Consider the following 18,885-nt stretch of genomic DNA (forward strand, 5'->3'; position numbering starts at 1 on the left):
GAGGCGCGAAAAAGCTCGAAGGCGAGTCATCTCGTGGCTCGCCCGCTGTCAAGCGGTTCTCGGGGAACTCACCCGCCACGCGCAACCCGAGTCAGCCGTACGTGTCACGCGGTCCGCGACCCCGCACGTGGAGCGGACCTTTCCGCCAGCTCGGCGCCGTCGGACCCTGGATCCGCATGCGCTTCACGACGCCGTGGCCGACCCCCGCGGCGATCTTCGCGAGCAGCTTCCCCTGCAGCAGCCGCAGCTGTGTGGCCCACGCCGTCGAGCTCGCGCGGACGGTGAGCTCGCCGTCCTTGAGGCTCACCGGCTGGGCGTGCTCGGCCACGTCCTCACCCACGAGCCGGGCCCACTGGCCGAACACGCGCGCGTTGGTCATGGTGTCCTGCCAGCCGCTGTCGGCGACCAGCCGCGAGACGAGCCGACCCAGCGGCTGCGGGTCCCGCGCGTCGGCACCCGCCCCCGACCAGCGGCGCCGGCGCGGGTTCTGGCCCCCACTGCCCGTGATCCGGCCGCGGCGCAGATTGGGTGGTGCGCCGCGTTCCTTGGCCTTCGCCTTGGCGGCTTCGAGCGCGGCGTGCGCGAGGTCCCGCCCAGAGGTCTGCTCGTTCGGCCCAGTGGACACGTCACCCTCGGTGCCGGAATGGGCCGCACCACCTGGGTGATTGCCCGCGCGAGTGATGTCAAGGCCCTCATCAGGCCGTTTCATCACCCGCGGCGATAACTCGTTCCCGGGTTTATCCACACTGTCCACAGGTTTGTCCCCAGATCGGTGGGTAACTTCTGTGACCGCGGTCACCCGCAGTGGTCGGGTTGATCTTGGTGGTGGGGACTCAGGCACGGGTGACCTCGCCGTTCGCCACCACGAACCGGGTTCCGGCCAGCTCGGACGGCACGTCCTCCTCCACCGCCGCCGTGATGAGCACCTGTTCGGCGCCCGCGGCGACCTCCGCGAGCCGGGCCCGGCGCTTGCGGTCGAGCTCGGCGAACACATCATCCAACAGCAGGACCGGTTCGCCCGCTTCGCCACGCAGGAGCTCGTAACTCCCGAGCCGCAGCGCCAGCGCGAACGACCACGACTCGCCGTGGCTCGCGTAGCCCTTGGCCGGCGCCTCGCCGAGGATCAGCTCCAGCTCGTCCCGGTGCGGTCCGACCAGGCTGATGCCGCGTTCGAGCTCGTTGCGCCGGACGTCGGCCAGCGCCTTGAGCAGCAGCTCGCGCAACGCCTCCGGATCCGCGCGCTCTCCTCCGGCCACCCCGTAACCCGGCGGCAGCGCTTCGCCGAGCGACGACCGGTACGCGATCTTCGCCGGCCGCGAGTCCGGGGCGACACCCAGGTACGCCTCCGCCGTGTGCGGGCCGAGGTCCGCGATCAGGTTCAGCCGCGCCGCGAGCAGCTGGGCCCCCGCCACGGACAGGTGGTCGTCCCAGACGTCGAGTGTGGACAGCGCGTACGGATCCTCCCGGCCGGTCCGGCGCTTGCCGGCGGTCTTGAGCAGAGCGTTGCGCTGCTTCAGCACCTTCTCGTAGTCGGCGCGGACGCCGGCGTACCGCGGGGCCCGCAGCACGAGCAGTTCGTCCATGAACCGGCGGCGCTCGCTCGGGTCCCCGCGCACGAGCGCCAGGTCCTCCGGGGAGAACAGCACCGTGCGCAGGATCCCGAGCACGTCACGCGGCTTGCCGACCGCGCCGCGGTTCACGCGGGCGCGGTTGGCCCGGCCGGCGGTGATCTCGAGCTCGACCGTCAGCTCGCGGTCGTCGTTGACCACCGCGACGCGGACGAGCGCGCGCTCACAGCCGTGCCGGATCAGCGGGGCGTCCGTCGCGACCCGGTGGGAACCCAGGGTCGCGACGTAGCCGATCGCTTCGAGCAGGTTCGTCTTCCCCCGACCGTTCTGGCCGACGAGCACGGTCGCGCCCGGTTCGAGGGCCAGGTCGGCTTGTGGCCAGGACCGGAAGTCGGTGACCTGGAGATGTCGCAGGTACACGAGCGGGGGAGGCTAGCTCCCGGCCTTCTTCACGGCGTGGCCACCGAACTGGTTGCGCAGCGCGGCGACAGCGCGCATCGCGGCCGAGTCCTTCTGCCGCGAGGAGAACCGCGCGAACAGCGCCGCCGACAGCACCGGCGCCGGCACCGCGTTGTTCACCGCTTCCTCCAGCGTCCACCGGCCCTCGCCGGAGTCCTCGACGTAACCCTCGAGGTCGTCGAGGTCCGGGTCCTCCTCGAGCGCGCGCACCAGCAGGTCGAGCAGCCACGAGCGGACGACGGTGCCGCGCTGCCAGCCCTTGATCACCTCGGGCACGTTCTTCACGACGTGCGCTGCCTCGAGCAGCTCGAAGCCCTCGGCGTAGGCCTGCATGATGCCGTACTCGATGCCGTTGTGGATCATCTTCGCGTAGTGGCCCGCGCCGACCTCGCCGGCGTGCGAGAAGCCTTCCTCGCGCGGGCCCTCCGGACGCAGGGCGTCGAAGATCGGCATCGCGCGGGCGACGTCGGACTCCGCGCCACCCACCATGAGGCCGTAACCGTTGTCCTTGCCCCAGATCCCGCCGGACACACCGCAGTCGAGGTAGCCGACGCCCTTGGCCGCGAGCAGGTCGGCGTTGAGCTTGTCGTCGGTGAACTTCGAGTTGCCACCGTCGATCACCAGGTCGCCCTCGGACAGCGACTGGCTGAGCTCCACCACGGTCTTGCGCGTCGGGTCACCCGCGGGGACCATGATCCACACGATGCGCGGCGCGTCCAGTTTGGACACGAGGTCGGCGAGCGACTCGGAGTCGCTGACGTCCGGGTTGCGGTCGTACCCCACCACGTCGTGCCCGGCGGCGCGGAGCCGTTCACGCATGTTGAAGCCCATCTTGCCCAGGCCGACGAGACCGAGCTGAACCATGAGATCCCCTTAGGTAGTAACGAAAATCCGCGGTTGTGACGGGCCGGTCAGCCCGGGAGGCGGACCGGCATCAGCAGGTAGAGATAACCGGGGACGACGTTGCCCTCGGCGTCGGCGGGCTTGATCAGCGCCGGCCGGTTCGGCGTGGTGAACGTGAGCTCCGCGCGGTCGCTGTGCAGCGCGCCGAGCCCGTCGACGAGGTAACCGGGGTTGAAGGCGATCGTCACCGGCTCGCCCTCGTACTCGACCTGCAGCTCTTCTTCGGCGCTGCCCTCGTCGTCGCCGCCGGCCGAAAGCCGCAGCGAACCGTCGGCGAACTCCAGCCGCACCTGCGTACCCCGCTCGGCGACCAGGGAAACGCGCTTGATCGACTCGGCGAGCGCCGACACTTCGATCACGGCGCGCGACGTGTGGCTCGCCGGCAGCAGCTGGCGGTACGGCGGAAACTCGGCGTCGAGCAGCCGCGTGGTGGTGTAGCGGCCGTTGCCGGACAGGCCCAGCAGACCTTCGCCGCTGGCGAGGGCGAGCTGCACGGTGGAGCCGGCGCCGCCGAGCGTCTTCGCGGCTTCGGCGAGGGTGCGCGCGGGCACGAGCACCGCGGCGTCGGCCAGGCCCTCGGCGGGCTTCCAGGTGAACTCGCGCATGGCGAGGCGGAAGCGGTCGGTGGCCACGAGCGTGAGGGTGTCGCCCGAGATCTCCAGCCGCATGCCGGTGAGCATCGGGAGCGTGTCGTCCTTGCCGGCGGCGGTGACGACCTGGGTCACGGCCTGGCCGAAGACGTCGCCGGTGAGCTCACCCGCGAACGCGGGCTGGCTCGGCAGCTGCGGGTAGTCCTCGACGGGCATGGTCGGCAGGGAGAAGCGCGCACTGCCGCAGGTGATGGTGGCGCGCGCGCCGTCGACCGAGATCTCGACCGGCTGAGCGGGCAGCGCCTTGGTGATGTCGGCGAGGAGCCGGCCGGAGACCAGCAGGCGCCCGCCGTCGGCGATCGTCGCGGGGACGCCCACCGTGGCCGACACCTCGTAGTCGAACCCGGACACCGTGAGCGCATCGGACTCACCGTCCGCGCCCGCGTCGAGCAGCACGCCGCCCAGCACCGGCACGGGCGGCCGGGACGGGAGGCTCCTGGCCACCCAGGCGACGGCGTCGGCGAGCCCGTCGCGCTCGACGCGGATCTTCATGCGCGCATCCTTTCGACAGCCGAGCCCCTCGGCTCGTGAAGGGTCGACGGAAGAGCCGGTACCCGGGTGCTGCCCCGTCCACCACGTCCCCCGCCGGTCTGGCTCGTGCTCGCACGCCGGAGTCGGCGCACGGAACGGACCAGGTGCAGGCATCCACGTTAGGCCGTCGCCGGGGGTCCCGTCACCTCGGCCTCCACTTGACTTTGTCGATATGACGACTGGCCCGCCGGCTTGTCCCCAACTTCGTCCATCGCCTGTTTTTGTTCTGTTCTCTCTTTCAAAAGATCTAAGGGCAGTAGCAGTAATAGGGGCTGTGGGTTGTGTGGACAGAGCTCGTTCGCGCAGGTTGGCGGTCGTGTGACCGTGTGGAGAGCCCTGGTGGTGGATCGGTGGATGGATCGGGCGGCCCGTGGATGAATTCGAGCCGTTCCCGATCCATCCACAGCTGGGCCCACTTGTCCCCATGGTTGTCCCCAGCTGTGGGGCGAGTTGTACCCAGGCTCTGTGGGCGTCGGCGAGCGTCCGAATCGCTCTGGCGAGTGACGGGATCCCGATGTGGATCAAGTGTGGGCAACTTGTGGATTCACCGTGGACAGAGCTGGGGAAAACCTGTGGATTCCGTGTGGGCAAGATGTGGACTGCTTCGGGATCGCTGCAGGTCGGAGATTCGTTGGCACTGTGGGCAAACTGCGCACACGGTGGGGAAAACCCCTTGTGTATCAATAGGTTTTGGGTTCGTCGCGTACGCGTGCGTACGTGGGCGACGGCACACGCCTGTCGCGTCGCTGCGTCGCTTGTGTACGCGTGCTTCGTCCACCCGGGACCCGTCGAGAGGGAGAAGATGTTGTGTGGTAAAGGAAAAGCGGGGTCGCCGGGTGACGGATCGACCGCACCCGGAGACCGCCGGACGCGATCGGGCGGCCCTCGACGTCGGCCGTGCGACGCGGTGGAGGGCCGGCTGCCGAGTGGCTGTGGACCCGCGGCCGCTCCGGGTGCTGCCGGACCGGTGTCGTCGTCAGGTCGGCTCCGGCAGCGCCGAGCCGCTCCGGACGAGTGGCGCCGGCTGCGGCGCGACCGGATGCGGGCGTCCGCCCTCGCTGCTGTGAGCGGCCCCCTCGTGCGCGTAGGCGGCGCTGCGCGATCTCCGGGCCGCCGGTTCCCGGCTCTCGACCGTTCTCAGCGAAGCCGGCGCCGGCCAGTCCCCCATATAGAAGGAGGGCGCCGCCCACCGGCGACGCCCTCCTCGTGCAGTACTCGTTACTGCCGAGCCCGCTGCTTGATCCGCGACGTGAGCTCCTGAACCTGGTCGTAGATGCGCCGGCGCTCGGCCATCTCCTTGCGGATCTTCTTGTCCGCGTGCATCACCGTCGTGTGGTCGCGGCCGCCGAACGTCTGGCCGATCTTCGGCAGCGACATGTCCGTCAGCTCGCGGCACAGGTACATCGCGATCTGCCGCGCGGTCGCCAGCGCCTTCGTCTTGCCGGGCCCGCACAGGTCGTCGAGCGTGACGTCGAAGAACTCGGCCGTGACACCCATGATCGTCGGCGCGGTGATCTCCGGGGCGTGCGAGTCGGGGATCAGGTCGCGCAGCACGATCTCGGCGAGCCCGACGTCCACGGCCTGCTGGTTCAGCGACGCGAACGCGGTCACGCGGATCAACGCACCCTCGAGCTCGCGGATGTTCGCCTCCACGCGCGAGGCGATGAACTCCAGCACTTCACCCGGCACCGCGAGCCGGTCCTGCGCGGCCTTCTTGCGCAGGATGGCGATGCGCGTTTCGAGCTCCGGGGGCTGGATGTCGGTGATCAGGCCCCATTCGAACCGCGTCCGCAGCCGGTCCTCCAGCGTTTCGAGGCGCTTGGGCGGCCGGTCGGAGCTGACGACGATCTGCTTGTTCGCGTTGTGGAGGGTGTTGAAGGTGTGGAAGAACTCCTCCTGCGTCCCTTCCTTGCCCTCCAGGAACTGGATGTCGTCGACGAGCAGGATGTCGATGTCGCGGTAGCGCCGCTGGAAGGCGACCTTGCGGTCGTCGCGCAGCGAGTTGATGAAGTCGTTCGTGAACTCTTCGGTCGAGACGTACCGCACGCGCATCCCGGGGAACAGCCGCTGCGCGTAGTGGCCGACGGCGTGGAGTAGGTGCGTCTTGCCGAGCCCGGACTCACCCCAGATGAACAGCGGGTTGTACGCGCGGGCCGGCGCTTCGGCCACGGCGACGGCGGCCGCGTGCGCGAACCGGTTCGACGCACCGATCACGAAGGTGTCGAACGTGTACTTCTCGTTCAGCTTCGTCTTCGACGTCTGCGGCTGCGCGGGCGCCGTGTACGGCTGGCCGGCGATCGGCTGGCCCGAGAACGTGGGCCAGATCTCGTGGACCGCGGCGAGGGCTTCGCCCTCTTCGTCGACCTCTTCGTCCGTGTCGTCGGATTCCTCGAGCACCGGCGACTGAGGCACCGGCAACGTCTGCTGCGGCGGCTCGGGCCGCGCGACGCGGGCGGCCGGCATCTGGGCCCCGTCGTTCGCGGGCCGTAGCGGCACCGGCGGGAGAGCGCCGTTCTCGGGCCGGCCGTTCTCCGGGCGCGGCGCGTGGCCGTTTTCACTGTGCCCGTTCTCGGGCCTGCCGTGGTCCACCCGAGGGGGTGAGGGCACGTACCGGGGCGCGGGCGCGACGGCCTCGGCGCTGTCGACCTTCACGGCCAGCGAGACGGCGCGGCCGAGGCGGCGCGAGAGGGCGTCGGTGATCGCGCCGCGCAGCGCGCGTTCGATCGCTTCCTTCGCGAAATCACTGGGAGCGGCGAGAAGAGCGGTGCCGTCGAGCAGGCCGATGGGCCGGGTGACGCGCATCCAGGCTCGTTGCTGCGGGGAGAGCGTGCCATCGGACAGCTCCCGCACCACCTGCTCCCAGATGACGCCCAAGTTGTGCTGGTGCTCGGACACCTGTCTTGCTCCCCTCCCCTCGTCGGCGTGAACTGCGGAATCACTCCAAGCACGCCCGTGAAGCTCTCCCCTGGACGTCATCTTGGACCGACCTGCGCGCGGGCACAGCGAATATCCACATAGTTGTCCACAGCTGTGCACTAATGTACGGCTGCCCGCAGCCACGCCACCTGCGGGCTCGGCGTTCGCCTTGGGCGCCTCCACACCCCCGGTGGCGATCCCGCCGCTCACCTCGCGACCGGTGACCCGAGAGAGGCACGCTAACAAGCCTCGCTCGCTGCCACAAGGCACCGTTGTGCGCAAGCATTTCACGGTGTACGGCGTGTTGCCATTCGGTGCCACGGCGTGGGGATGCCGAGGTCGCGGGATGGTCGCCCAGCGTGGCGGAGGGGCCCGTGCACAGGTCCCGACAGGGGGCGCGTACCCTCGTAAGGTCTCCCGCAAGCGACGGGTGCGTTTCGCGTGCCCACGTATGTCGTCGCTCGTCGTGACGAGGCCACACGTTGGTAGGAGACACCAGAGACTGCCGTGCGACCGCACGACATGCCGGAAGACGGCCGAAAACCGTCGCCCGACGGCCGAGACACAGGAGAAGCAGTGAGCAAGGGTAAGCGCACCTTCCAGCCGAACAACCGCCGCCGCGCGCGGACCCACGGTTTCCGCCTGCGCATGCGGACCCGTGCGGGCCGGGCCATCTTGGCGGCCCGTCGTCGCAAGGGCCGCGCCGCGCTGTCCGCCTGATCCGGCTCGTCGAGGCGCGCCGTGCTGCCCGCAGCCGCACGTCTACGGCGGAGTGAGGACTTTCGTGTCGTGCTCCGCCGGGGCTCCCGGGCAGGCAGGCGCCGCCTCGTCGTCCACGCGTTGACCACGGACCCGTCCGCGGCCGCACCCGATGCGGTCAGGGCGGGTTTTGTGGTGAGCAAGGCCGTCGGCAATTCGGTGGTGCGCCACCGCGTCACCCGGCGGTTGCGTCATCTCGTTTCGGACAGGCTCGGAACACTGCCCCCGGGCAGCTCGTTGGTCGTACGGGCATTACCTCCGGCGGCGTCCGCTTCGAGTGCGGAGCTCGGCGCCGATCTCGACGCGGCGTTGCGCCGGCTCGGACTCACCTCGTCCCGCCGCACCGCCGGGGAGGGTGCTCCCCGGCCTCCGCGTCAGCAGGACGCGGCCCTCGACCACGGATCAGCGGTGTAACGGCAATGTCAGCCACTCCCGAGCACACCCACGGCGCCACCGAAGTCACCGAGGAGCCGGCCCCACGCCGCCCCGGCCCGGTGGCCTGGGTCCTGCTGCTCCCCATCAAGTTCTACCGCAAGGCGATCTCGCCCTTCTTGCCGCCGGCTTGCCGCTTCTACCCGAGCTGCAGCGCGTACGCAGTCGAAGCCCTGACCCGGCACGGTGCCGGCCGCGGCTCCTACCTCGCGCTGCGCCGGCTGCTGCGCTGCGGCCCGTGGACTCCGCCGGGCCGCGATCCGGTACCCGAGAAGTTCTCGTGGCGCCACCAGATGCCTGAAACACCGATCGAGGAGTAGCTCAGTGCTCGATTTCATCTACTACCCCGTGTCCTTCATCTTGTGGTGTTGGCACAAGGTCTTCGGGTTCGCTTTCGGGGAAGCTTCCGCGATCTCCTGGGTCCTCGCGATCATCTTCCTGACGTTCACGATCCGCGGCATCATGTTCAAGCCGTTCGTGAACCAGGTCCGGTCGATGAAGAAGATGCAGGACTTCGCGCCGGAGATGAAGAAGCTCCAGAAGAAGTATGCGAACGACCGGCAGCGCCAGGCGCAGGAGATGCAGAAGCTCCAGCGCGAACACGGCGTGAACCCGCTCGGCAGCTGCCTTCCGATGGTGCTCCAGATCCCGGTGTTCATCGGCCTGAACCACGTGCTGCGAGCGTTCACCATCCCGCCGGCCGGCGGTGGCCCGAAGACCGAGAACTACTTCTTCAACCAGCACGACGTCCAGTCGTACGTCAGCGCGAAGCTCTTCGGTGTCAACCTCGGTGAGGCGGTCTACAACGGCGTCGGTGTGGTCAGCGGCAACATTGCGACCCCGGGATTCCACTGGAACGTGCTGCCCGTCGCCCTGCCGTTGATGATCATCGCGTCGATCGCCACGCACCTCACGGCGCGGCACTCGGTGGCCCGGCAGAACGCCGCGTCGGCCACCCCGCAGACCGCGATCATGAACAAGCTGACGATGTACATCTTCCCGCTCGGTGTGCTCGTGTTCGGTGCCCTGTTCCCGCTCGGCCTCCTCTTCTACTGGCTGGCGAACAACGGCTGGACGCTCATGCAGCAGCGGCTCGTGTACACGCGGATCGACAAGGAAGAGGCGGCGCGCAAGGCAGAGGCCGCCGAGAAGCGCGCCTCGCTCGGGCCGAAGCCGGGGCAGAAGCCGACCGCCCCGAAGGTCGGCCAGAAACCTGTGCAGCAGAAAAAGAACAACCCGTCCGGCAACGGCCAGCAGCAGGGCAAGGTGACGAAGGCGGGTTCGGCGCACGGGTTCGCGCAGACGTCTTCCTCCTCCGGCGGCGTGCAGGGCAAGAAGTCGTCCGACGCCGGCGCGTCGGACGCCAAGGCGACCCCGTCGAAGCCGGCCGAGGAGCCGGCGCAGAACGGATCGAAGAAGGAGAACGGGACCGGGGTTCCCGGCCTCCTCAAGGACTCGACCAGGAAGTCGGGCCGGAAGCGTCGCTGACGCCGGACCGGTTCGGAGAGGAGACGAATGATGTCGGAGACGGTCGACACGATCGAAGCCGATCAGGAAGACGCGGACACGGCCACGGCCACACCCGCTGAAGAGAAGCAGGGCGACGACGACCTCCTGGTGCGCGAAGGCGACATCGCCGGCGACTACCTCGAGCGTCTGCTCGACCTTCTCGACTACGACGGCGACATCGACCTCGATGTCGAAGCGGGCCGCGCCATCGTCAGCATCGACGGCGGCGAGGACCTCGAGAAGCTCGTCGGCCCGCGCGGCACGGTGCTCGAAGCCCTGCAGGAACTGACGCGCCTGGCGGTCCAGCAGGAGACCGGCTCGCGCAGCCGCCTGATGCTCGACATCGCCGGCTGGCGCGCCGACCGCCGCGAGGAGCTCCGCGAGCTCGGCCGCTCGACCGCCGAGGCCGTCCTGGCCAACGGCGAGCGCGTCCGCTTGCAGCCGATGAGCCCCTTCGAACGCAAGGTCGTGCACGACGCGGTCGCCACCGTGTCGGGCGTCACGAGCGAGAGCGAGGGCGAAGACCCGAAGCGCCGCGTGGTGATCTTCCCCGAGGGGTGAGCACCCTCGGATCTGCGGATCCACGACGCTACATCGCACTGAGCTGAAGCGGCCCACCGGAGAGTCTCCGGTGGGCCGCTTCTTTTTGTGTCCGGGTTCTACGGGGCTGCCTTGGTGCTGTGATCGGGTTCGGGTGGTGCCGTTCGTTCGGCGTGTGCCGGCGTTCCACCTTCGCCCCGACATGCTTCAGCGGTCGACCTTCATCCACGACATGCTTCAGCGGTCGACCTTCATCCACGACATCTCACCTCCCTCCGGGGCGTCACCGCTCTCCCGAACCGCGCGGCGCCTCTTGGGACGTACCGCTCGCGACGAATCCGTCGCTGCTGCCGTGTTGGACCGCGGGCGCCGGACCGCTTCGCACAGCGTCCACAGGAACGCCGGCCGGCTTCTCCTCCGTTATCACGCCGTCGTCTCGACCCAGATGGTCAGCGGCTGCACGACGGGCCGATGCCCAACACCGAACCCGAGCTGCGGGTCTTGTGCGACAAACCGGCCCAGCACGGTCCGCTGCTGGTCGTGGTGGACCAGCCGGCCACGATCGGGGCGTTGCCGGCCGCGGTCGCCCGCGCGAGCGGGCACCAGGTGGCGTATCTGCTCGGACTGACGATGTGCCGCATCGCCGGTTTTTGCCCCGGTCCCGCGAAGACCGATACCCGGGACGCGCTCACCCGTCGCCGCCGCCCGTTCGCTCCCTCCCCACACGCTGCGCCCCTTTGACGTCGGCGACGAGGCCCCGGCCGAGCTGGCGGTGCTGGTCGGGTTCGAGGACGACTTGGCCGGTGAGGCCACCCGGCTCAGCAACCGCAAACTCACCGCAATCGCCAAGGACGCCGGGCTCCGCATGGCCGGCCGACCGTGGCGATGTCGGCGGGGCCGCCGCGGCGCGAGCGGGTTTCCAGTAACCTGACGCGGGCCGACGGCCCGTTCAAGGGTGGGGTTGCTGCCGGTGAGTAGGCCGCGAATCCGCCCGGCCACCGCGACCCTGAGCCAGCTCCCGCCGCCGGAGCGGGTCGACAACCACATGGGGACGCTTCTCCGGCCACACCGAGCACCGCCGCCAAGACGTACCTCGCCGAGTCGACGAGCCGGACCACTGCACGAGCCCGTTGCGTCGACGGCTGCCCGTCGGCGCGGTAAAGACTCTCGGTGCGATCGACGGCACGGCGCGAATTACACGCGTGGCGTTTCACGTGAAACTCGCGCGCCGCCCGGCGTCGGTCTGCTTCCGGTCGGCGCGGTCCCGGTTCCACGTGAAACCATCCCGAGTCGTTCGGCTCCCCGAGTGGAGTTGTCCACAGTTGCGGTCTGTCGCCTCGATTTGCGCGCGGCATCGGGGACAATCAGACGAGCGCGTTTCACGTGAAACGGCCGGACCGAGGAGTGGATGCAGTGGGCTTGGACGGCGCCACCGGCACGGTGCGGACCGCGGCGGTGGAAGTGTTCGGGGACCGCGTCGACCGGGCTGCTGGGTACGTCGATCTGTTGGCGACGCACGGGGTCGAGCGTGGGTTGATCGGGCCGCGAGAGGTGGAGCGGCTGTGGGAGCGGCACGTGCTGAACTCGGCCGTGATCGGGGAACAGATTCCGGATGGGGCGCGTGTCGTCGACGTCGGCTCGGGGGCCGGACTTCCTGGAGTACCGCTGGCGATCGCCCGGCCGGACCTCGCTATCGTTCTCCTCGAACCTATGGCCCGCCGGGTCGACTGGCTGGCTGAGGTCGCTGAGAAGCTGGAACTCCCGATCACCATCGTCCGTGGACGCGCGGAGGAGCGGTCTGTGCGCGAACAGCTAGGTGGCGCAGACGTCGTCACCGCTCGCGCGGTCGCCCCTCTCGCTCGGCTCGCGGGCTGGTGCCTTCCGTTGGTTCGTCCCGAGGGGCGCTTGGTAGCGCTCAAAGGGGCCAGCGCGGGAGAGGAAATCGAGCGGGACCGCGAAGCCGTGCGGAAGGCCGGCGGTGCCGATCCAGAACTCGCCGAGTGCGGGAAAGCGGTGCTCGAGGTCCCCAGCACGGTCGTGATGATCCGCCGCCTGTCACCGAAGCCGTCCCGGCCTCGCGGCAGGCGGAGTTAAGCGCACGAGTACAGCCGCGACGTTCCACGTGAAACAGTGCGGTTCGAACGCCAACGAGTCGTCTAAGAAGAGGAGGTGTCGAGACCGGTGAATCCCCCGCCGTCCGACCCTGTGAGCACCGGCCACGACTTGGGCTGGACGCCGATCGCCGAAGAAGCCGTCCGAGCCGCGAGCGTCCTGCATCCAAAGGAAGGGACGCTCCCCCGCCCCACCCACCGACGCGTGCTGACGGTCGCCAACCAGAAGGGCGGCGTCGGCAAGACGACGAGCGCCGTCAACCTCGCAGCGGCGCTCGCCGTGCACGGGCTGAAGACTCTGGTGATCGACCTCGACCCCCAGGGCAACGCCAGCACCGCGCTCGACATCGACCACCGCTCCGGTACTCCGTCGATCTATGAGGTGCTCATCGGCGAGGTGTCACTCGCCGAGGCGGCCGCCGTCAGCGAGCAGTCCCCGAACCTCTACTGCGTGCCCGCGACGATCGACCTCGCCGGCGCCGAGATCGAACTCGTCTCCATGGCGAACCGCGAGACGCGGCTGAAGGAGGCGCTCTCGTCGGAGATCCTCGACCAGATCGGGGTCGACTACGTCTTCATCGACTGCCCGCCGTCGCTCGGTCTTCTGACCGTCAACGCGATGGTGGCCGCGCAGGAAGTGCTCATCCCGATCCAGTGCGAGTACTACGCGCTGGAAGGTCTGGGGCAGCTGCTGAGCAACATCGAGCTCGTGCAGCAGCACCTCAACCGCGAGCTCCGCGTGTCCACGATCCTGCTCACGATGTACGACGGTCGCACCAAGCTCGCCGACCAGGTCACCCACGAGGTCCGGAACCACTTCGGCGACACTGTCCTGAAGACCGTGATCCCGCGGAGTGTGAAGGTCTCGGAGGCACCCGGCTACGGCCAGACCGTGCTCTCCTACGACCCGGGTTCACGCGGTGCCATGAGCTATCTCGACGCGGCGAAGGAGATCGCGGAACGTGGTGCGAACGATGGAAGGAGCAACACCGCATGACTGAGCGCAGAGGAGGGCTGGGCCGGGGGCTCGCGGCCCTGATCCCCACCGGGCCGGCCACCACGGCCGGCCCGGCGCCCTCCGCCGTCGAAGGCAGCACGCCCGCGGACAACTCGGTGCGTGAAGAGAAGGGCTGGTTCGCGGCCAACGGCGCGGCGACGCCGTCGGGTGGCGAGGTCGCCGGCGCGGTCTACCGGGAGATCCCGGTCAGCGCCGTCAAGCCGAACCCGAAGCAGCCCCGTCAGGTCTTCGACGAAGAAGCGCTCGCCGAACTCGAGCACTCGATCCGCGAGTTCGGGCTCATGCAGCCGATCGTCGTCCGCGAGCTCAGCGAAGGCGAGTACGAGCTCGTCATGGGCGAGCGGCGCCTGCGCGCGACGCAGCAGGCGGAGCTCGAAGCCATCCCGGCGATCGTCCGGCAGACCGCCGACGAGTCCATGCTGCGCGACGCACTGCTCGAGAACATTCACCGCGTTCAGCTGAACCCCCTCGAAGAGGCGGCCGCGTACCAGCAGCTGCTCGACGAGTTCGCGGTGACGCATGAAGAGCTCGCCACCCGCATCGGCCGCAGCCGCCCGGTCATCACCAACACGATCCGACTTCTCAAGCTCCCCTTGCCCGTGCAGCGCCGCGTCGCCGCCGGCGTGCTGTCGGCCGGCCACGCGCGAGCGCTGCTGTCCCTCGAGGATCCAGAGAGCCAGGAAGAGCTGGCGGCTCGGATCGTCGCGGAAGGCATGTCGGTGCGCGCCACCGAAGAAGCCGTCACGCTGAAGAAGAGCGAAAAGCCGGCGAAGCCGAAGGCCGCTCCCCGAAAGCCGATCCAGGCGCCGGGTCTGCAGGAGCTCGCCAACCGCCTGTCCGACCGCTTCGACACCCGCGTGAAGGTGGACCTCGGCCGCCGCAAGGGGCGCATCGTCCTCGAGTTCGGCTCGGTCGACGACCTTGAACGCATCGTCTCGATCATCGACGCGAACTCGGACGGAAAACCGACGAATCCGACAGCGGAAACCGAATAGGGATCACCCAGGGCTGTTTCGTCACGGTGATGATTGCTCACCGCTGCCGCATACGACACTCTGGGTGGTCACCGCGGCCGCCCCGAAAACTGGTGGCGGGATCTGGGAGGGTGACGGAATTCGATCCGTTACCTGGGAGCGTTCCGTGATCCCACCGCGCCTGGCTCCGCTGCTTCGCCAATTCGACTTCGCGTGCGGTCGCCTCGCCGACCGCCTCCGCGGCCCGACGGTCGACTCCGGCGACGGCACTCCGATCGCCGTCCGTCCCATGACCGACGACGAGCTCCGTTGGGAACCGGCACCGGGATCTTGGTCAGTGCGACGCCGCGCGGACGGCCCGGGACCGCGAGCGACGGCACTCGCCGGCCGCGGCGACTGGGGACGCGACGCCGCGTCGTACCCGCACCCCTGGCCGCCGCCCGTCACGACGATCGCCTGGCGCCTGTCGCACCTGAGCGAAATGCTCGCTCTGAGAGCCGACCACACAGCCGGCAGCCACACGTTGACCCGCGACGACTACGTGGTGCTCGGCGACGCCGCGAGTGCGATCACCGACTTCGAATCGAACGCAGCCGCGTGGCGGAAGGTCCTCGTGACAGTCGACGACGCAGCCCTCGACACCATCGGGCTGTGCACCTATCCCCACGGCAGCGATCCGGAGGAGCCGTTCCTCGAGATCGTCTGGTGGGTCAACCAGGAAGTGCTGCACCACGGAGCCGAGATCGCAGTCCTGCGCGACCTCTACCGTGCGCGGTGATCAGCTGGCGCGCGCGACAGCCCGCGAAACGAGATCCGCGAACACCGACCCGAGCGACTTCCCCGCCGCCTCGACGGCCATCGGCACGGTGGACGTCTCGGTGAGGCCCGGCGAAAGGTTCACCTCGAGGAAGTGCACGGTGCCGTCGGGGGTGACCACGGCGTCAGTGCGCGAGATGTCCCGCAGGCCGAGCCAGCGATGCGCCGCGACAGCCAGCTCGCCGACCGCTTTCGCGGCTTCTTCAGTGATCCGCGCAGGCGTGAAGAAGTCCGTGAGACCTGCGGTGTAGCGCGCGGTGTAGTCGTACACGCCGCTCTCCGGCACGATTTCGACGGCGGGCAGTGCCTCCGCTCCGTGCTCACCTTCGACGACGGTGACGGCCACCTCGACGCCGTCGACGAACCGCTCCGCGAGCACGGTGTCGCCGTACGCGAAGCAGCCGACCATCGCGGCGGGCAGCTCCGACGCCTCACGCACGACCTGCGTGCCGAGCGCCGAGCCACCCTGGTCGGGCTTGAGGATCAGCGGCAGGCCGAGCCGCTCGACCATCGCGTCGAGCACCGACTGCGCGCCCAGCTCGCGGAAAGTGCTGTGCGGCAAGACGATCCAGTCGGGCGTCGAGAAGCCGGCCTGCTGCACGAACGCCTTCGCGGTCGGCTTGTCCCACGCGCGGCGGCAGCCCTGGGAGCTCGTGCCGACGAACGGCACGTCCAGCATCTCCAGCACCGTCTGCACCGAGCCGTTCTCACCCTCGCCGCCGTGCAGCGCGACGACGACCGCGTCGGGCCGCTGCGTGCGCAGGCGCTCGATCAGGCCCGCGTCGGTGTCCCACTCCTCCACTGTCAGCCCCTCGGCGCGCAACGCGGCCGAAAGCCGGCGGCCCGAACGGAGGGAGACGTCGCGTTCGTGGGAAAGCCCGCCTGCGAGCACGGCAACGGTACGGTCGACCACCGAGGGAACTCCTTAGTTCTGCTGTTGGACCGGTCAGACCGTGTCCGGCGACGGGGTTTCCGGCCCCGAGATGGTGCGCGCCTTCACGCTACCGAAGGTCCGGCTGAGGTCCATTTCGGACTCCAGCACCGCCGCCAGCCGGCGCACGCCCTCGCGGATGCGCTCGGGCGTCGGGTAGCAGTAGGAGAGGCGCATCTGGCGCGATCCGTAGCCGTCGGCGTAGAAGCCGGTGCCTGACGCGTACGCCACGCGAGCGGTGACCGCGCGCGGCAACATCGCTTTGGTGTCAACACCTTCCGGCACGGTGACCCACACGTAGAAGCCGCCGTCGGGCGTCGTCCACGAGCAGCCCGGCGGCAGGTACTGGTTGAGCGCCGAGAGCATCGCGTCGCGGCGCTCCCGGTAGTTCTCGCGGAACTTCTTGATCTGGCCCTTCCAATCGTGCGTCTCGAGGTAGCGCGAGACGATCATCTGGTTGAACGTGGGCGGGCACAGCGTCGCAGATTCCGCTGCCAGCACGAGCTTTTCGCGCACGGCGTGCGGCGCCAGGACCCAGCCGACGCGTAGGCCGGAGGCGAACGTCTTGGAGAACGAGCCGAGGTACACCACATTGTCGGGGTCGATCGAGCGCAGCGCCGGGTACGTCTGGCCGTCGAAGCCGAGCAGTCCGTACGGGTTGTCCTCGACGATCAGCACGTCGTGCTCGCGGCAGATCTCCACGACCTCCGCACGGCGCTCCACGGCGAGCGTGACGCCGGCGGGATTGTGGAAATTCGGGATGGTGTAAAGGAGTTTGACGCGCCGGCCCGTTTTCTCGGCCTGCCGCAGCGCCTCGCGCAGCCCTTCGGGCACGAGCCCTTGGTCGTCCATGGCCACGTGCACGACCTGCGCCTGGTACGCCGCGAACGAGCCGAGTGCCCCGACGTACGACGGTCCTTCGGCGATCACGATGTCGCCCGGGTCGCAGAAGAGCCGCGTGACCATGTCAAGACCCATCTGGGAGCCGACGGTCACGACGACGTCATCGGGGTGCGCCTTGATGCCCTCGAGCGCCATGATCTCGCAGATCTGGTCGCGCAGCACCGGAATGCCGTGTGCGGAACCGTACTGCAGCGCCACGAGACCCTCGTCGGCGATGATCTCCGCCACCTGCGCCGACAGCGTGTCGAGCGGCAGCGCGGCGAGGTTTGGCATCCCACCCGCGAGCGAGACGACCTCGGGCCGGCTGGCCACCGCGAACAGCGCCCGGATCTCCGAAGCGGTCATCCCGGCGGTGCGCGCGGCGTACCGGTCGAGGTGCGGGTCGAGATTGTGGCGGCCGGCTTGCGGCTTGACGGGGCGGTTCTCGGTCATCGACACACCTGAGGGCTCGGTGGTACCTGCGGGGTAGATCCAACGAGTGTAACCGCGGCCTCTTCGCGCTCCCCGCTCTTCCGGCGCTCATCACATCGGCCTATTCTGCGGATGGCTCTTCCGGTCCTTCCTGCGCTCTTGCGGGTGGCTGGGCCGGTGGTGAGTGTTGAGCGCGGGGTTTCAGGGAGGTCTCAGGTGTCACGTCGCGTGGTGGGCGTCACACTCGACAACCTCGAGGACCTGCCCAAGGGGTGCCGCCGCTGCGTGTACTGGGAGCTCGCGCCGCACCTCAAGGCCCAAGCCGAGGAGTTCGGTTCCACCGAGGTCGAGAAGGAAGCCTGGGTGTCCAGTGTCCTGCTCGAGTGGGGATCCTGCGGCCGCATCGTCTACAGCGACACGCTGCCGGTCGGTTTCGTGCTGTACGCGCCGCCGAACGCCGTGCCGCGCGCCCTGGCTTTCCCGACGTCGCCGCCCAGCGCCGACGCTGTGCTGCTGACCGCGTTCCAGGTGCTGCCGGAGTTCCGCGGCGGCGGGTTGGGCCGGATGCTCGTGCAGGCCGCGGCGAAGGACCTGACCAAGCGAGGCGTCCGCGCCATCGAAGCTTTCGGCGATGCGCAGCCCGACGAGGCCGACCCGCTGGGCCAGCACACGTGCGTGCTGCCGGCCGGGTTCCTGCAGAGCGTCGGCTTCAAGACGGTGCGCCACCACTCGAAGTGGCCACGGCTGCGGCTGGAGCTGCGCTCGGCGATCACGTGGAAGGAAGATGTCGAGGCGGCTCTCGAACGTCTGCTCGGCCAGGTGACGATCACGACGGCGGAGCCGAGTCTCGGGCGGGCTTGATCAGCTCTCCAGCAGCTTCTTGAGCTGGGCGAGGCGGTCTTTCCAGTACGCCTTTACCTCGGTGGCGGTCTGCTCGTCGACGATCCGCTCGTGCGCCAGCGCGACCTGCGCGCGTGTCCCTTTGTCGACGAAGCCGACGTTCACCCGCATCGAGCCATCACCCCAGTCGAAGCGTGCCGAACGGTTGGCCTGCGTCGTTCGTGGCGTCAGCTGGTCGTCGCCCAGCCACTTCTGCCTGACCTCCGCGTCGACGACGGCGCGGTACAACTCCTCGATGGGCACCTTCACCGTCCGGCTCGCATTCACCGTGAACAGCCCGTCGCGGCCGCCGTTACGCGGCCGCATGCCGCGGGACCGCTCGTACTCGACCGTCACCGTCTGTGCCCACCAGCTGCCGACGCCGTGCTCGTCGACCAGCCAGCCGGCGATCTCCCCGTGGCTGCGCCTGCGCGCTCCCCACGCGTCGAGCACCCCACCCCACTCGTCCCAGCCGCGCCCGGTCGCCGTGCGCACCGCGTCGTCCGAGCTCAACTTCCTGGCGCCCATGGCCCCCTCCCGTCGTCTCACCCCGAACGTCGCCGCCGCCCCGCCCT

18 protein-coding genes and 1 pseudogene are annotated in these 18,885 nt (G+C 69.2%); 11 read left to right on the plus strand and 8 right to left on the minus strand.

The genetic code is table 11. From position 1 onward, the window contains the following. Positions 1-91: 91 nt before the first annotated feature. From I6J71_RS44600 to dnaA, 5 genes are all read right to left on the minus strand, one after another. Positions 92-712, minus strand: a complete 621-nt coding sequence (locus I6J71_RS44600; RefSeq protein ID WP_370542057.1) for a DciA family protein — start codon at positions 710-712, stop codon at positions 92-94. 121 nt (positions 713-833) lie between these two features. Beyond that, entirely contained in the window at positions 834-1,988 is a 1,155-nt protein-coding gene (gene recF, locus I6J71_RS44605; protein ID WP_204092363.1) for a DNA replication/repair protein RecF, read from the minus strand. 12 nt (positions 1,989-2,000) lie between these two features. Beyond that, the gene (gene gnd / locus I6J71_RS44610) at positions 2,001-2,891 is read right to left on the minus strand and encodes a phosphogluconate dehydrogenase (NAD(+)-dependent, decarboxylating) (RefSeq protein ID WP_204092364.1); all 891 of its coding nucleotides are present in this window, start codon (positions 2,889-2,891) and stop codon (positions 2,001-2,003) included. Between the two features lie 47 nt (positions 2,892-2,938). Beyond that, positions 2,939-4,072 carry a DNA polymerase III subunit beta gene (dnaN, locus tag I6J71_RS44615; protein ID WP_204092365.1) on the minus strand — a complete coding sequence of 378 codons (1,134 nt, stop codon included), beginning with the start codon at positions 4,070-4,072 and terminating at the stop codon, positions 2,939-2,941. A 1,257-nt stretch (positions 4,073-5,329) separates the two neighbouring features. Further along, positions 5,330-7,006: a chromosomal replication initiator protein DnaA gene (gene dnaA, locus I6J71_RS44620; protein WP_204092366.1), complete on the minus strand. Its 1,677-nt coding sequence runs from the start codon at positions 7,004-7,006 to the stop codon at positions 5,330-5,332. Between the two features lie 597 nt (positions 7,007-7,603). Here dnaA and rpmH point away from each other — a divergent pair. The 10 genes and pseudogenes from rpmH to I6J71_RS44670 all read left to right on the plus strand — a co-directional run bounded on the left by rpmH (position 7,604) and on the right by I6J71_RS44670 (position 15,148). Beyond that, a complete protein-coding gene (gene rpmH / locus I6J71_RS44625; RefSeq protein WP_098512414.1) occupies positions 7,604-7,747 on the plus strand; it encodes a 50S ribosomal protein L34 in 144 nt (47 codons plus the stop codon). A 21-nt stretch (positions 7,748-7,768) separates the two neighbouring features. Then, a complete protein-coding gene (gene rnpA / locus I6J71_RS44630) occupies positions 7,769-8,200 on the plus strand; it encodes a ribonuclease P protein component (protein WP_204092367.1) in 432 nt (143 codons plus the stop codon). A gap of 5 nt (positions 8,201-8,205) precedes the next feature. Next, entirely contained in the window at positions 8,206-8,538 is a 333-nt protein-coding gene (gene yidD, locus I6J71_RS44635; protein WP_204092368.1) for a membrane protein insertion efficiency factor YidD, read from the plus strand. Positions 8,539-8,542: 4 nt separating this feature from the next. Further along, positions 8,543-9,706 (plus strand): membrane protein insertase YidC, encoded by a 1,164-nt coding sequence (gene yidC, locus I6J71_RS44640; protein WP_204092369.1) that lies wholly within the window; start codon positions 8,543-8,545, stop codon positions 9,704-9,706. Positions 9,707-9,736: 30 nt separating this feature from the next. Then, the gene (locus I6J71_RS44645; protein WP_204092370.1) at positions 9,737-10,288 is read left to right on the plus strand and encodes a R3H domain-containing nucleic acid-binding protein; all 552 of its coding nucleotides are present in this window, start codon (positions 9,737-9,739) and stop codon (positions 10,286-10,288) included. Positions 10,289-10,714: 426 nt separating this feature from the next. Next, a pseudogene (locus I6J71_RS44650) lies at positions 10,715-11,096 on the plus strand (IS110 family transposase); the annotation flags it as partial. A gap of 584 nt (positions 11,097-11,680) precedes the next feature. Continuing rightward, complete coding sequence (rsmG, locus tag I6J71_RS44655; RefSeq protein WP_204092371.1) at positions 11,681-12,361, plus strand: 16S rRNA (guanine(527)-N(7))-methyltransferase RsmG; 681 nt, start codon at positions 11,681-11,683, stop codon at positions 12,359-12,361. 87 nt (positions 12,362-12,448) lie between these two features. Beyond that, on the plus strand, positions 12,449-13,375 hold the full coding sequence (locus I6J71_RS44660; RefSeq protein ID WP_204097567.1) for a ParA family protein: 927 nt from the start codon (positions 12,449-12,451) through the stop codon (positions 13,373-13,375). After that, positions 13,372-14,391, plus strand: a complete 1,020-nt coding sequence (locus tag I6J71_RS44665) for a ParB/RepB/Spo0J family partition protein (RefSeq protein WP_204092372.1) — start codon at positions 13,372-13,374, stop codon at positions 14,389-14,391. Before I6J71_RS44660 ends, I6J71_RS44665 begins: the two co-directional genes overlap by 4 nt. 316 nt (positions 14,392-14,707) lie before the next feature. After that, positions 14,708-15,148 carry a DinB family protein gene (locus I6J71_RS44670; protein ID WP_239154266.1) on the plus strand — a complete coding sequence of 147 codons (441 nt, stop codon included), beginning with the start codon at positions 14,708-14,710 and terminating at the stop codon, positions 15,146-15,148. Here the strand turns inward: I6J71_RS44670 and I6J71_RS44675 are convergent, their stop codons facing one another. Then, positions 15,149-16,099, minus strand: a complete 951-nt coding sequence (locus tag I6J71_RS44675) for a D-alanine--D-alanine ligase (protein WP_204092374.1) — start codon at positions 16,097-16,099, stop codon at positions 15,149-15,151. It abuts the gene before it with no gap. A gap of 33 nt (positions 16,100-16,132) precedes the next feature. Then, positions 16,133-17,452 (minus strand): PLP-dependent aminotransferase family protein, encoded by a 1,320-nt coding sequence (locus tag I6J71_RS44680; protein ID WP_204092375.1) that lies wholly within the window; start codon positions 17,450-17,452, stop codon positions 16,133-16,135. 195 nt (positions 17,453-17,647) lie between these two features. On the opposite strand from I6J71_RS44680, the gene I6J71_RS44685 reads away from it, so the two are divergent. After that, positions 17,648-18,292 carry a GNAT family N-acetyltransferase gene (locus I6J71_RS44685; RefSeq protein ID WP_204092376.1) on the plus strand — a complete coding sequence of 215 codons (645 nt, stop codon included), beginning with the start codon at positions 17,648-17,650 and terminating at the stop codon, positions 18,290-18,292. Here I6J71_RS44685 and I6J71_RS44690 read toward each other — a convergent pair whose 3' ends face one another. Then, positions 18,293-18,838: a DUF4287 domain-containing protein gene (locus I6J71_RS44690; protein WP_204092377.1), complete on the minus strand. Its 546-nt coding sequence runs from the start codon at positions 18,836-18,838 to the stop codon at positions 18,293-18,295. It abuts the gene before it with no gap. Between the last annotated feature and the right edge of the window lie 47 nt (positions 18,839-18,885).

It is taken from the genome of Amycolatopsis sp. FDAARGOS 1241 (assembly GCF_016889705.1).
Classification (GTDB): domain Bacteria; phylum Actinomycetota; class Actinomycetes; order Mycobacteriales; family Pseudonocardiaceae; genus Amycolatopsis.

Excerpts from the sequence above, each read along its gene's own strand:
- gnd (WP_204092364.1), bottom strand. The coding sequence starts at position 2,891 with ATGGTTCAGCTCGGTCTCGTCGGCCTGGGCAAGATGGGCTTCAACATG.
- dnaN (WP_204092365.1), bottom strand. The coding sequence starts at position 4,072 with ATGAAGATCCGCGTCGAGCGCGACGGGCTCGCCGACGCCGTCGCCTGG.
- yidD (WP_204092368.1), top strand. The coding sequence starts at position 8,206 with ATGTCAGCCACTCCCGAGCACACCCACGGCGCCACCGAAGTCACCGAG.
- I6J71_RS44645 (WP_204092370.1), top strand. The coding sequence starts at position 9,737 with ATGTCGGAGACGGTCGACACGATCGAAGCCGATCAGGAAGACGCGGAC.
- I6J71_RS44665 (WP_204092372.1), top strand. The coding sequence starts at position 13,372 with ATGACTGAGCGCAGAGGAGGGCTGGGCCGGGGGCTCGCGGCCCTGATC.
- I6J71_RS44680 (WP_204092375.1), bottom strand. The coding sequence starts at position 17,452 with ATGACCGAGAACCGCCCCGTCAAGCCGCAAGCCGGCCGCCACAATCTC.
- I6J71_RS44690 (WP_204092377.1), bottom strand. The coding sequence starts at position 18,838 with ATGGGCGCCAGGAAGTTGAGCTCGGACGACGCGGTGCGCACGGCGACC.